The sequence below is a fragment of the Yersinia sp. IP36721 genome (assembly GCF_003634395.1).
GTDB lineage: Bacteria > Pseudomonadota > Gammaproteobacteria > Enterobacterales > Enterobacteriaceae > Yersinia > Yersinia entomophaga.
Window position 1 is genome coordinate 60,518 of sequence record NZ_QCZL01000005.1, and the last position, 13,252, is coordinate 73,769.

Sequence of the window (13,252 nt, forward strand, 5' to 3'; positions counted from 1 at the left end):
AACTAGAATGAGGTACGCTTGTAGGTTCGGTACTGAGGCTGCCAATAATTATGTTCGATAGCCTGCGCCAGCGCGTTATCAGAGGTGACGGTCGCCACGCCCTGTAACTGTGCGGCTTTACCCACCTGCATCGCAATACTCTTGGAAACAGCCTGAATATCATCGATATTCGGTAGTAAAGCCCCTTCACCGTGAATAGCCAGCGGAGAACAGTCGGCCAATGCGCGGCTGGCGGCCATCAGCATGCCATCGGTAACGCGACGGGCACCGGATGCTAATACGCCCAAACCGATACCCGGGAAGATATAGGAGTTGTTGCACTGAGCAATAGGGTAAATAGTCTCTTTGTAGCTGACCGGCGCGAACGGACTCCCGGTGGCGACCAAGGCTGCGCCGTTCGTCCAGTTCAGAATATCTTCCGGACGCGCTTCTACCCGTGAGGTTGGGTTCGACAGCGGCATCACGATAGGGCGCGCACAGTGGCTGTGCATCTCGCGGATCAATTCTTCAGTAAACAAGCCCGGCTGGCCGGATACGCCGATTAATACCGTTGGCTTGGCGTGACGAACCACGTCCAGCAGTGAGATAGCATCGTTTTTCAAATCCCAGTTTTGCAGATTTTCGCTTTTCTGCACCAGCTTGCTTTGGAAATCCAGCAGGTTTGGCAATTTATCTGTCAGTAAACCGAAGCGATCGACCATAAACACGCGGCTGCGAGCTTCTTCTTCACTTAAGCCTTCGGACATCATCTGCGCGATAATCTGTTCTGCGATCCCGCAGCCCGCGGAACCTGCTCCCAGGAAGGTGACGGTTTGATCCCGCAATTGACTACCGGCGGCACGGCTGGCGGCAATCAGGCTGCCCAGCGTCACGGCGGCGGTGCCTTGAATATCATCGTTAAAGCAGCAAAGCTCATCGCGGTAACGGTTTAGCAGTGGGGTCGCGTTTTTCTGGGCAAAATCTTCAAACTGCAATAATACGTTTGGCCAGCGGCGTTTGACTGCCTGAATGAATTCATCGACAAATTCGTAATATTCGTCGCCGGAAATACGCGGATGACGCCAGCCCATATACAGCGGATCATTCAGGCGTTGCGGGTTATTGGTGCCCACGTCCAGCACTACCGGCAGGGTATAAGCCGGGCTGATACCGCCACAAGCGGTGTACAGAGACAGTTTTCCGATGGGAATTCCCATGCCGCCGATGCCCTGATCGCCCAGACCTAAAATACGTTCACCATCGGTCACAACGATGACTTTAACGTTTTGTTTGGTGGCGTTTTGCAGCATATCGTCAATGCGATCGCGGTTCGGATAGGAAATAAACAGCCCGCGAGCACGGCGATAAATATCAGAGAAATGCTCACAGGCTTCCCCGACCGTTGGTGTGTAAATAATGGGCATCATTTCGCTCAGATGCGCTTCCAACAGGCGGTAAAACAGGGTTTCGTTGGTATCTTGAATATTGCGCAGATAGATGTGTTTATCATCATCATTTTTGAAGTCTTGGTACTGGCGATACGCTCGCTCAGCCTGTTCTTCAATAGTTTCAACTGCTTCAGGTAACAGTCCATGCAGGTTAAAGTGGCTGCGCTCGTCGTCAGTAAAGGCGCTGCCTTTATTCAATAAGGGAAATTCCAACAGAATCGGCCCTGCGTAGGGAATGTACAGCGGGCGTTTACTTTCGTATTCAAGTTCCATGAGTTTTACTCTTAAGCGTTATCGGATAGCCGTTACTGACTCCGATCCTAAGAGATAGGGAAAATATGTACAGCATTTGTTAGCAATTTATAACAATTGCCAACAGAAATGAGAGTTAAAGAGCAAAAATCAGCGTGGTAGTGATTTTAATTGGCGCGAATAATGGCGCTTATTAAAGCGCCTGATTACTTTAACTGTTAATTAATTACACAACTCATATTTATTAAACATTAGCACTCATTTTGCTTATTTATATGCGTTATGGGAGTTTGTAACAGTGAGTTCTATGCGCTGGCCGTATGACACTTCCAGCGTATTGCCATCGGGATCGGCAAAATACGCCCAATAACCGACGGGTTCACCGGAATCTTGCGGTGCAGATCGCAGACAACCCTCTGCGCTAGCCAGAGCAACCAATTCATCGACTCGTGCTCGACTCGCGCAGGCAACGCCGAGGTGTCCGAAAGGCCCTAACGCTGTGTCTTTTAGCTCCGGAGATTGCACTAGAACGATAGCAAAGGGGCGACTGTGATCGGTCATCCATGCTACTTCCATACCGGGTTTGCCTCCTGCCCGACGGTGAACCAGGGTCATTCCGGCGTAGCGCTGATAGAAATCCAGACTGATATCAATATTTTTCACCACTAATGCAATGTGGCTTAGCCCTAAATCGAGCGAATGATTGGTATCGATTACAGTGGTTGTCATAAGTATTTCTCCGGTTAATAACTTGAGGTTCTCTTAACCGGTCAAATGATTCATTATTCACTCAATGATTGATAATCGATATTTTATCTAGTGAGTATTCATTACATGAATAATTTGCGTGCCATAGATCTTAACCTGCTGGTTATATTGGATGTTTTGCTCAGTGAACGGCACGTATCCCGAGCGGCTACGCGGTTGCACATGAGCCAACCAGCAGTGAGCCACGCGCTGAATCGGCTACGTTATTTGCTGGATGATCCGTTGCTGGTGCGTGCGCCCGGTGGTTTTCAGCTTACCCGTCGGGCGCTTGAGTTAGTTGAACCTTTGCAGCAGGTCCTGGAGCAGGTTCGACAATTGGTAGGTTCTGCTCAATTTGTTCCAGCGCAGGCTAGCCAAAGCTTTCGCATGGCGTTATCTGATTATGGTGCAGCCATTGTGCTGCCGGGGTTGCTTCAGCGGTTACGCCAGCAGGCTCCGGGCATCGATCTGGTGGTGGTGCAGCTCAGCAGGGAGCAGATGGTTGAGCAAGTGCTTGCGGGGCAGTTAGATCTGGCGCTGGGTGTGTTTCCCCATTTGCCCGCTGGGTTAAGCAGTTGCAGGCTATTTGAAGAACATTTTGTCTGTGTTGCTGATGCGAATCATCCATTGGGGAATGAAAAGCGCCTAACGCTAGATGATTATCTGGCTCAGCCGCATTTGCTGGTTTCTATGCGTGGCGAAAGTGCGGGAGAAGTGGAGGCGGCACTGACGGAATTGGGCCTTCGACGACGGATTGTCGCAATTATGCCGCACTTTCTGGTGGCACCGCAGGCGGTGGTGGGGACGGATTTACTTTTGACGATCGCCAGCCGGGTCGTAGCGACTCAGCCAGAATCAATGAGGCTACAACGCCTTGAGCTGCCTTTTGTCGTACCGAGCTTTGATTTTGTGCAAATCTGGCATCCACGTAATAGTCACAAGGAAGATCAGCGTTGGCTGCGGCAGCAGGTGGTGGAAAGTCTCTGAAAACGAGCGCCCCGGCGAGGAAAGAAAAATCCGGGGCGGTTAAAGCGGTTAGAAAGTCGCGCGGCGAACGTCCGTGCAGCCGATAGCCGCCAGCGTGGCCTGAGTTGCATCCCACTGGCTTAATACCGGCGTTGCAGGTTCAGCCAGAACCGCGCGGCGCACAGTCAGACAATCGCTACCGGACATATTCATCAGAATCAGCGCGGCCTGAAGTGGAGGCAAGCTTGGGTTAAAAGCGGCATTTTCCGCATAGCGTCCGGCGAAAATTGCCCCCTTTGTATCTTCCAGAGCGACGCCGCTGTGCGCCTGGCTATAAGGTGCATGGCTGCGGTTAGCGGCCTCCAGAGCGGCCTGAGCCAAAGCGTCGCTATCATTAAGGTGATAACCGTGATCGACCGAATCCATCAATAATGTGCTGATTTCCAGATCGTTAGGGCCAAATGAATCAGGCAGATAGTCACCAAGCGTTGCCGCTGGACGACCTGGTAGATGGATATGTAAACCGGTGCCGCTGTTTAATTCATTCATAAACTGACGACAATGACCGCACGGAGTGTAATTTACGGTAATGGAGACTAAACCGCCTTCTCCCCGCAGCCAGGCGTGGGTAACGGCACACTGTTCGGCGTGAATGGTTTGTTGCAGCGGTGCGCCGTTGAATTCCATATTGGCACCGAAATACAGATTGCCGCTTTTACCGCGAGCGATTGCCCCTACTTTAAAATGGGATATCGGCGTGAGTGAGCAGGCGGCAGCCAGCGGTAACAGGGCGAATGCCAGTTCTGCATCATTCAGCCCACTGAGAGTTTTTACCGTTTCGACTTCTGCGGCGGTAAGCATTGCAGGGAAATGATCGTTGCTCAGCAGTGGCTCCAGGGCGGATTGCAATGCTGTTGGCAGCTCTGCCAGTGGGGCGCGAAAACGTGCTTGCATAGAAATTCTCTCCAATATTAACGGGAAACTATTTTAGGCAGCTTGCGCAGTCTTAATTGTGATGCGGATCTCGTTGTATATGAAATTTATGCAATGAATATATTAAATGAGAGATTTATCTCAAATTTATATACTTAAAATTACTTATTTGGTGTTCATTGCGCTTATTTAGCCGATTAAACCTGTTTGACCGAATAGCCTGTTTAACCGAATAAATGCAGCAATATCGGGAACAGGAACGGAGCCAACAATGAGGTAATGATCCCGCAAATCACCAATGCCAGTGAGCTAAATGCGCCTTCTTGAAAATCGACTTCAGCGCAGCGGGCGGTACCCAATGCGTGAGAAGCGGTCCCCATAGCTAACCCGCGGGAGGCTTTAGTGACAATTCTTAGCCGATTAAACAAGGTATGGCCGAATACTGCCCCTAAAATTCCGACAAAAATCACGCAGACGGCGCTGATAGCCGGAATGCCGTTTATAGAATCTGCCACTGCCATCGCGATAGGCGTGGTGACAGACTTCGGTAATACCGATGCGGCGATCTCCGGTGTTGCTCCCATCCATAAGGCTATCGCGGTGCCGCTGACCATCGCCGTGATGCTGCCGATAAAACAAATGGTGATAATGGATTTCCAGCGTGCGCGGATCTGGTGCAATTGCTCATACAACGGAAAAGCGAGCGCCACTACTGCTGGTTGCAGCAGGTCATTCAGAATTTTGCTGCCTTTAAAATAATTGGCGTAGGGCATATGGGTCAGCAGCAGCAAGGGAATGATGATGACCATAGATACCAGCAATGGATTGAGCAGTGGCATTTTCAACCAAATCGCCAGCTTACGCGCGCCAAAGAACACCAGCAGCGTTAAAGGCAGCGACCACCAGATATGCTCCATTATTTGTCCTCCGACTGTTCATCTACCGAACCGACGATCTTGCGTTCCCGATGGACAAACTGCGAGCTGTAACCCACCACGATCATGACCACTAACGTACTGATAAAACACGACACAATAATAGGACCAAACTGTTTACTGAGCTGGTCGTAATACTGCATCACGCCGACACCAATCGGTACAAAAAGCAGTGCCATATAGCGGATCAGAATATGACAGCCGGGTTTGACCCAGCGAGACGGCAGGATTTGCGAAGACAGCAGGGCGAACAGAATCAACATGCCAATAATACTGCCCGGAATGGTCATTGGCAGCAGCGCGGACAGTGCGTTACCCGCCCATAAACACAGGTAAATAAAGATAAAGGCCCGTAGGTATTGCCAGCAAAGTGTAATCACATTGCGCATAATAAGTGTCCTAAGTAACGGAGGCATTCATCATACAATTATGCCGAGAAATGTGCTACCGATCACACCATGAATTATATCTATGCTTTTATGCCATTTGCGATGGCACACTTTCGTGACGCTGGCATGACTCGCGCCCGGTTGGGCTAGATTTTTTCTGATGATTGATTAAATACATTATCCTGCGCTTTTGCCAACTGATAACCGCGATAGAAAAAGGCCAAACCGAGTAATGCTGCCACCATCAGCATCACAAACATCATTTCCGGCGCGGCGTAGGCCAGCAAAAATCCGCACATCACCGGATTGATAGCTCCCCCCAGATTGCCTAGATTTTGTGCCCCGTAATAGCTGCCTTTCAAATTCGCAGGAGCAATGAAGTCGATGAATAAATACTCCACTGGAATCACGATAATCTCGCCAAAAGAGAAGATGGTCATCGCTAGCATCCACATCGGAATAGAACCCTGAGCGGTCATAAAGCCTAACAGACCCACAATAAAGAACAGAGTACCGAGCATCAGCCAGCGTATTAGGTTCTGCTGATTCATACGACGACTTAATAAATACTGGAACGCAATCACAATCACGGCGTTGACCGTCATGATCGACCCTATCACCTGATAGGCAAATTTCGCGTTGGAAACGGTGATCAAATATTGCGAAAGGTAGCCAGTAAATTGCCCGAAGACGACGGCGCTCAACATGCTGCCGAGCGTGAAATAGACCAAGCGTTTATCCTGACGCAGAATGCGGAACGTTTGGGCGAAATTCAGCGGCGCAACGCTTTTGAGTTCAAGACTATCTTCCCGCTCTGGCGGGATGCCGAATTTGTCTAACAGAAATATCAGTGTGATAGCGACGGCTAAAGCCAGGCCACCAGACATCAAAAAAGGCAGCATAGGGCTGAACGCCGCCATCAGCACGCCCAGCGCCGGGCCAACCGCCCAGCCAACGTTAACTAACGTATAGTTTGCAGAGAAAGCTTTGATGCGCTGAGCCACCGGTAGCCAATCGGCGAAGCAGGCTTTGACCGCAATGCTAAATACCGAATAGGCCGAATGTAGCACTGCCAGCACTAAAATAATCCACGCCGGTTGTTCAATCCACGGCAAGGCAAAGAAGGTGAGGGCAAACAGGGCAATAGCCACAAAAATCAGATGATTTTTATTAAACTTATCGACCAGAAAACCGCCGTACAGGCTGGCAATAATCCCCAGAGTCAGGCTGGCACCCAAAACTAAACCGACGCGATCCGGCGCTAGCTGGAAGTGTTCTGCCAGATAAATGGTAATAAAGGGCAACGTAATGGCACGCCCAATAGTCAACACTAATGAAGACAGCAGAAGTGTGACCACCAACGGAGGAAATCCTTTCATAGTGTTATCTTTTTATTATGTTAATTGAATGTGACAATGGCTCAGGCAGATACCATAGACGATTGTAATAATAAAAAGAGAGGGGGAACGGAAAATATTTTTAGAAACAGCAGATCAACCTGAATCGATCCGCTGGTAGCAGCGCGTTATCCTAAATATTCGATAATAGAAAGACCGCCGTTGTAATCCGTACTGTAGATAATTCCTTGCGCATCGACAAAAACATCGCAGGATTGAACTACCTGCGGGCGATCCGGTCGCTTATCCATCATTTTAGTCGGCGCAGCGGGCACCAATGCGCCGGTTTCCCTCGGCTGGTATGGATTACTGATATCGTAGGCTCGCACACCGGCATTTTGGTAGGTGGCAAAAATCAGCGACGAGCTGATAAAACTGCCGGGACGGTTTTCATGCAAATTATGTGGGCCGAAATGTGCGCCTTTTTTGACGTAATCCCGTTCATTTGGTACCGGAAAGGTGGAAATACTAATGGGGTTACTCGGCTCGCGAATATCAAAGACCCAAATGTGCTTTTCCCCGTCTTCCTGATTATCCAATACCGCTTCGTCCAATACGATCAACAGATTTCTGTCAGGCAACGGCAGTGCAGTGTGAGTGCCACCGCCAAAAGGTGGGCTCCAGTTACGATGGCAAATCAGTTTTGGCTGGTAGCGATCGCTGACGTCCAACAGCGTCAAACCGCCGTCGCGCCAGCTTCCGTAGGCGGTATCCCCGCTGATAATGGCATGGTGCAGCGCATAGCGCTGACCGTCTGGCCAGCTTGGTGTTTCTCCGCCAGCGCTATGCATGCCCGGTAGCCAATAACGGCCAGCCACCGCTGGATTGCGTGGATCGGCCATATCGATAGTCAGGAAAATATAATCGCTGTAACCATCCAATAAGGCTGAAACGTAGGCCCAACGTCCGCCAACGTAAACTATTCGGTGAATTCCAATTCCATCCAACGGTAAAAAGCCGATTTGTCGCGGCTGGTCGGGAATGGAAATATCAAAAATTCGTAAGCCCGCGCTCCAGTTTCGCTCCCCCTGCCGGGTATTGACGGTTTTGCCTACCGATTGAGTGTAATAGACTTTTTCCTCGGCAAAACTAGCGTCAGCAAACAGATCTCGGGCATTAATCACCAATAGCAGATCGTCGTGAGTTTGTAGATGCACGTTCCAAGTATTCGGCGGCGCAGGGATAAAACCGCTGGGGCGCGGATTTTTTGCATCCCGAACGTCAACGATTGATACACCTTGAGAAACCATATGGCCGATATAGGCGTAGCCGCGATGCACCATCACCTGAACGCCATCAGGCCGCCCGCCCTGATCGCTATGGCCAATCAGCCGCATATTGCGGCTGTATTCTGGCTTTGGTAGCGAGCTGTGGGTTGTCATAAGTTTGCTCCGCGGTTATTGACCATTTTTGGCCGCCAGCGTGGCGAACCAAGGGGAATTAAAATCGTCAGATTGACCCCAGCCCGGAATAATTTTGCTCAGACTGGCGACGTTAACCGGCCCCGGCTGACTGGCGAGCAGAGCCTGAGGAATGGCGGCCGCGCGGAATTCATAGGTTGGCGGAGTTGCCTCTCCGGCAATTTTTTTCGCCACCAAACGCAGGTTAACCGCCCCAATTAACTTAGGATCAACCGCTACGCTGACTTTCCATGGACTATTTGCTTCGCGCATCAATTGCAAATCTTGATTTGAAATATCAATGCTATACAGTTTGATCTCATCGCGGCCATTTTCTTTCAATGCCTTGTAAGCACCTTGAGTAAAGGCATCCCAGGTGCCCCAAATAGCATCGATTTTTCCTTTTGGATACTTCGCCAAAACCGCGCCCACTTTATTCGCCGTGTCTCCCTGTACGTCAGAGGAGACGGCACCGATAGATTCCAGCTCATGAATGCCAGGATGCTGTTTTAGCAGCGCCTGATAAGCGGCCTGGCGGCGTTCCATCGGCGGGAAACCGGCAACCCATAGCTTGATAATATTGGCGTTGCCGTTGAAATCTTTCACTAACTGGCCGAATGATTCGTTAGTTAATGAGGCGTCATCTTGCTGCGTGAGGGTAACGCCGGGAATATTGCCTGAAACCGCGGTATCAAACACGGATACCGCGATGCCACTGGCGGCAATACGTTTCACCAGTTCGGTAGAATAGGGATCGCGGCCTTGAGACAAGATAATGCCGTCGTATTTTTGGCTAATAGCCTGATTGACGAAATCCTGAAAACGCGCGTCATCCCCGTTACTGAGGAAGGTATCGACTTTAAAACCCAGTTTTTTACCTTCTTTTAATACGCCGGAAAGGAACTGAGTGGTGTTGTCATCCGAACCCAGGTTGCGGATGACCGCAATTTTAATTTGTCCCTGATGATTAGCGATAGCGTTTGGCACCGGCGCCAATGTCGTGCTTTCGGCGGCAAAAAGCGGCAGGGTGGTAAGCAGGCTCAAAGCCAGCAAAGGGGGGGCAATTTTCTTCATCAGGGGCTCCGTTGTGATGTTGGTAATGTGTGCAAGCAAAGGGTAATTGATTTTGTTTTTATGGCTACCTTTACGTCTGGACGTCCAGATGGTTTTTTGCATCATAACCAATTATTTTTTGATAAGGAATTAACTTTGTTATGAATTTTTGGATTTATTTATATCTTTTAGTTTGGCAGCAGTCGTCACGCCGTTTGCAGCAATTCTGTTAGAAAAAGGCATATCGGCGGAAAGCTAAAAACCAGCTGAAAAGCGAGGTTAGTCGACTATCGGAAAAGGTGATGAATGGGTACTGCGATATCTATTAAGGATCGCAGAACAGAGAAAAACCTTGTGAATAACAATGTTGTTTTGGTTTTCCAATAAGTACCTATTGATAGCACTGCATTTTTTCTATTTTTGAATTATCTACGGTATTATTGGTCAGATATTGACGTAAAGTTTATGTGATGTTCATTAAGTGAATTAAATAAATAAAAACTAAACAGTAGTTAAACAAAATGGCTTATGCCAGCCTCCTGTTAGTCAATAAAAATAGACAGCGCTAAGGGAATAGAAGTCACCATGGGTAAAGTTAGCAAGCTATTCAATCGGTCTGGGGCCGATAACCATTCGATATTTAACTATACTGATGCAGGAAACTTCTACTCGGGTTTGAGTGATAACTTATCTTTCTACTCTATGTCGCGTGGAGAGTTTTTTATTGTTTTTATGCGCTATATATTGGTGCAACCGTTGCTGCTGATTTTGCTGGATGTGTTATGGCCTGAGCAGTTTGATGATTTAATCGTTATTTCCGTACAGTCGTGGCCAGCGCTCTTGTCTTTGGTGCTGCTGATGCCGTGCTACTACCGCCTAAGATCACAGGGTTTAAGTCCCTACCTGCTCCTGGTGCATTTGTTTCCACTGATTAGCTATCTTCCTCAAAATATGTTTACGCTGCCTTTATGCGGCGCATTTATACTTTATCTGTTATTTATCAATATTTATCCGGGTTATCATTTGGACTGTGAGCGGAAAACAGAACTTAAGAATGAGCAACCAGGAGAATATCCATTTGGATTGACGTTTGTTTGTTTTTTAGTCTTGAATTTATTACCCTTTCTTTATTTGGATATGGATGACGCCGCCATTTTGTTAATTATGGTTTCGTGGATCTCTTTCCTGTTAACCAAGTTTCACTGGCCAGTTGTGGTGATAAATATTGTTGGTTCTGTGGGTGTTTTTCTTTTCCTCAGCTCTGATTTCTCAGATTTGAAGCATCATAAGAATATTATTATTAATGCGGTGATAAAAATATCACTGTTGGATTCAGTGTTATTTCTGATGTTTTCCCTCAGCCTGTTCCTGAATATGTTGTTCTGGCTGGAAGAGTACCAGCGGGATAAAGGGAAAGTGGTGAAGCAATAGCGAGAGTAATAATACTCTTTATTTCAATAGGATAAAAAAATGCCGGTCAGGTTTCCCCTCCGGCATTTTTATTTCTTGCCAGCCACACTAACCCGGCTGGCAAACTCAGAACTTATTTAACCTGCATACCAGGCTGAGCGCCGCTGTCTGGGCTAAGCAGGAAGATATCTTTCCCACCTGGGCCTGCGGCCATCACCATACCTTCGGAAATACCGAAGCGCATTTTGCGTGGAGCCAGATTAGCTACCATGACGGTCAAGCGGCCTTCTAACGCTTTAGGATCGGGATAAGCGGAGCGAATACCAGAGAATACCTGGCGAGTTTCACCGCCAAGATCCAGAGTCAGTTTCAGCAGCTTATCGGAACCTTCAACGAAATCAGCTTGTTTGATCAGCGCGATACGCATATCAACTTTGGCAAAATCATCGAAATTAATAGTGTCCTGAATAGGATCATCTGCCAACGGGCCAGTAACGACGGCGGCGGGTGCCAGATTTTCTTTAGAATCGCCAACCATCTCGTTTACTTTATCCAGATCGATTCGGTTAAACAGCGCTTTAAACGGACTAATCTGATGATTTAGCAACGGTTGCTCAATACTATTCCAGGTCAGTTCGGTATTGAGGAAGGCCTCAGTACGTTCAGTCAGCGCGGGCAGCACGGGTTTCAGGTAAGTCATCAACACGCGGAACAGGTTAATGCCCATAGAGCAAATAGCCTGTAGATCGGCATCGCGGCCTTCCTGCTTCGCGACTACCCAAGGTGCTTGCTCATCCACATAGCGGTTAGCCACGTCAGCCAGCGCCATGATTTCGCGAATGGCTCGACCGCTTTCACGGCTGTTGTAAGCCTCGGCGATAGATGCTGCTGCATCGATAAAGGTCTGATATAGCTCAGGATCGGCCAGTTTATCGGCTAATTTACCGTCGAAACGTTTATTGATAAAACCGGCGTTACGTGAGGCCAGATTCACCACTTTATTCACGATATCGGCATTCACGCGCTGTACGAAGTCTTCCAGATTCAAATCGATATCATCGATGCGTGAAGACAGTTTCGCCGCGTAGTAATAGCGCAGGCAATCGGCATCCAGATGTTTCAGGTAGGTGCCCGCTTTAATAAAGGTGCCGCGAGACTTCGACATTTTAGCGCCGTTAACCGTGACATAACCGTGTACAAACAGGTTAGTTGGTTTGCGGAAGTTACTGCCTTCCAGCATGGCCGGCCAGAACAGGCTGTGGAAGTAAACGATGTCTTTACCGATAAAGTGGTACAGCTCGGTGGTGGAGTCTTCACGCCAGAATTCATCGAAATCCAAATCGCCGCGTTTGTCGCACAGATTCTTAAATGAACCCATATAACCGATAGGCGCATCCAGCCACACATAGAAATATTTACCCGGCGCGTCCGGTACTTCAAAACCGAAGTAAGGTGCATCGCGGGAGATATCCCATTGTTGCAGACCGGAATCGAACCATTCCTGCATTTTGTTTGCCACTTGTTCTTGCAGTGCACCGGAGCGAGTCCAGGCCTGAAGCATTTCGCTGAATGCAGGCAAATCGAAGAAGAAATGTTCGGATTCACGCATTACCGGCGTAGCGCCGGAAACGGCAGATTTCGGCTCGATAAGTTCAGTCGGGCTGTAGGTCGCGCCGCAGACTTCACAGTTATCGCCGTATTGATCCGGAGCTTTACACTTCGGACAGGTACCTTTTACAAAGCGATCCGGCAGGAACATGCCTTTCTCAGGATCGTACAGCTGAGAAATGGTGCGGTTCTTAATAAAGCCGTTTTCTTTCAAACGACGATAAATCAGGCTCGACAGCTCGCGGTTTTCATCACTGTGAGTGGAGTGATAGTTGTCGTAGCTGATGCCAAAACCGGCGAAATCCTGTTGGTGTTCCTGGCTCATCTCCGCGATCATTTGCTCAGGTTCAACGCCCAATTGCTGTGCTTTCAGCATGATTGGCGTGCCGTGGGCATCATCCGCACAAATGAAATGAACCTCATTGCCGCGCATTCGCTGGAAACGGACCCAGATATCAGCCTGGATGTGCTCGAGCATATGACCGAGATGAATAGAACCGTTAGCGTATGGTAGCGCGCACGTCACCAATAATTTTTTCGCGACTTGAGCCATAGTAGGAAATTGCTTTCTGTAATAGGAATAAGGGGTCTTTGATGTTAACCGATTCGGCCGGTTGTCGCTAGGGTCAGCGGACGACTGGCGGCGCTTAAGTCAAATCAGCGGGCTTTGACGCAGTTTTTCTTTATGAACTCCACGCGATTAGCCGAGTTCTGATATGCTAAAGCTTATTGTCT

General features: G+C 48.8%; 10 protein-coding genes and 1 pseudogene. 2 read left to right on the forward strand and 9 right to left on the reverse strand.

What is annotated here, in order from left to right:
• Nucleotides 1-2: 2 nt before the first annotated feature.
• Both DBA33_RS06735 and DBA33_RS06740 read right to left on the reverse strand, forming a co-directional pair.
• Nucleotides 3-1,700 carry an NAD-dependent malic enzyme gene (locus DBA33_RS06735; RefSeq protein ID WP_120805965.1) on the reverse strand — a complete coding sequence of 566 codons (1,698 nt, stop codon included), beginning with the start codon at nucleotides 1,698-1,700 and terminating at the stop codon, nucleotides 3-5.
• Nucleotides 1,701-1,946: 246 nt separating this feature from the next.
• Nucleotides 1,947-2,408, reverse strand: a complete 462-nt coding sequence (locus DBA33_RS06740; RefSeq protein ID WP_120805967.1) for a VOC family protein — start codon at nucleotides 2,406-2,408, stop codon at nucleotides 1,947-1,949.
• 105 nt (nucleotides 2,409-2,513) lie between these two features.
• Between DBA33_RS06740 and DBA33_RS06745 the strand changes: the two genes are divergently transcribed.
• Entirely contained in the window at nucleotides 2,514-3,413 is a 900-nt protein-coding gene (locus tag DBA33_RS06745; protein ID WP_120805969.1) for a LysR family transcriptional regulator, read from the forward strand.
• Between the two features lie 48 nt (nucleotides 3,414-3,461).
• Here the strand turns inward: DBA33_RS06745 and cdd are convergent, their stop codons facing one another.
• The 6 genes from cdd to DBA33_RS06775 all read right to left on the reverse strand — a co-directional run bounded on the left by cdd (nucleotide 3,462) and on the right by DBA33_RS06775 (nucleotide 9,520).
• Nucleotides 3,462-4,346, reverse strand: a complete 885-nt coding sequence (gene cdd, locus DBA33_RS06750) for a cytidine deaminase (protein ID WP_120805971.1) — start codon at nucleotides 4,344-4,346, stop codon at nucleotides 3,462-3,464.
• A 203-nt stretch (nucleotides 4,347-4,549) separates the two neighbouring features.
• Nucleotides 4,550-5,245 carry a CidB/LrgB family autolysis modulator gene (locus DBA33_RS06755; protein ID WP_120805973.1) on the reverse strand — a complete coding sequence of 232 codons (696 nt, stop codon included), beginning with the start codon at nucleotides 5,243-5,245 and terminating at the stop codon, nucleotides 4,550-4,552.
• Complete coding sequence (locus DBA33_RS06760; RefSeq protein ID WP_064512737.1) at nucleotides 5,242-5,649, reverse strand: CidA/LrgA family protein; 408 nt, start codon at nucleotides 5,647-5,649, stop codon at nucleotides 5,242-5,244. The genes DBA33_RS06755 and DBA33_RS06760 overlap by 4 nt, the downstream gene beginning before the upstream one ends.
• A 146-nt stretch (nucleotides 5,650-5,795) precedes the next feature.
• Nucleotides 5,796-7,028: an MFS transporter gene (locus DBA33_RS06765; protein WP_064512739.1), complete on the reverse strand. Its 1,233-nt coding sequence runs from the start codon at nucleotides 7,026-7,028 to the stop codon at nucleotides 5,796-5,798.
• 146 nt (nucleotides 7,029-7,174) lie between these two features.
• On the reverse strand, nucleotides 7,175-8,428 hold the full coding sequence (locus tag DBA33_RS06770; protein WP_064512742.1) for an LVIVD repeat-containing protein: 1,254 nt from the start codon (nucleotides 8,426-8,428) through the stop codon (nucleotides 7,175-7,177).
• A 15-nt stretch (nucleotides 8,429-8,443) separates the two neighbouring features.
• Nucleotides 8,444-9,520 (reverse strand): sugar ABC transporter substrate-binding protein, encoded by a 1,077-nt coding sequence (locus DBA33_RS06775; RefSeq protein ID WP_120805975.1) that lies wholly within the window; start codon nucleotides 9,518-9,520, stop codon nucleotides 8,444-8,446.
• A 564-nt stretch (nucleotides 9,521-10,084) separates the two neighbouring features.
• Between DBA33_RS06775 and DBA33_RS06780 the strand changes: the two genes are divergently transcribed.
• Nucleotides 10,085-10,930 (forward strand): hypothetical protein, encoded by an 846-nt coding sequence (locus DBA33_RS06780; RefSeq protein WP_084414267.1) that lies wholly within the window; start codon nucleotides 10,085-10,087, stop codon nucleotides 10,928-10,930.
• Nucleotides 10,931-11,042: 112 nt separating this feature from the next.
• Here the strand turns inward: DBA33_RS06780 and metG are convergent.
• A pseudogene (gene metG, locus DBA33_RS06785) lies at nucleotides 11,043-13,082 on the reverse strand (methionine--tRNA ligase); the annotation flags it as partial.
• Nucleotides 13,083-13,252: the final 170 nt, after the last annotated feature.

Bases quoted from the DNA above. Each gene is read 5' to 3' on its own strand.
- DBA33_RS06735 (WP_120805965.1), bottom strand. From the start codon at position 1,700: ATGGAACTTGAATACGAAAGTAAACGCCCGCTGTACATTCCCTACGCA.
- DBA33_RS06780 (WP_084414267.1), top strand. From the start codon at position 10,085: ATGGGTAAAGTTAGCAAGCTATTCAATCGGTCTGGGGCCGATAACCAT.
- DBA33_RS06740 (WP_120805967.1), bottom strand. From the start codon at position 2,408: ATGACAACCACTGTAATCGATACCAATCATTCGCTCGATTTAGGGCTA.
- DBA33_RS06765 (WP_064512739.1), bottom strand. From the start codon at position 7,028: ATGAAAGGATTTCCTCCGTTGGTGGTCACACTTCTGCTGTCTTCATTA.
- DBA33_RS06745 (WP_120805969.1), top strand. From the start codon at position 2,514: ATGAATAATTTGCGTGCCATAGATCTTAACCTGCTGGTTATATTGGAT.
- DBA33_RS06770 (WP_064512742.1), bottom strand. From the start codon at position 8,428: ATGACAACCCACAGCTCGCTACCAAAGCCAGAATACAGCCGCAATATG.
- DBA33_RS06760 (WP_064512737.1), bottom strand. From the start codon at position 5,649: ATGCGCAATGTGATTACACTTTGCTGGCAATACCTACGGGCCTTTATC.
- cdd (WP_120805971.1), bottom strand. From the start codon at position 4,346: ATGCAAGCACGTTTTCGCGCCCCACTGGCAGAGCTGCCAACAGCATTG.
- DBA33_RS06775 (WP_120805975.1), bottom strand. From the start codon at position 9,520: ATGAAGAAAATTGCCCCCCCTTTGCTGGCTTTGAGCCTGCTTACCACC.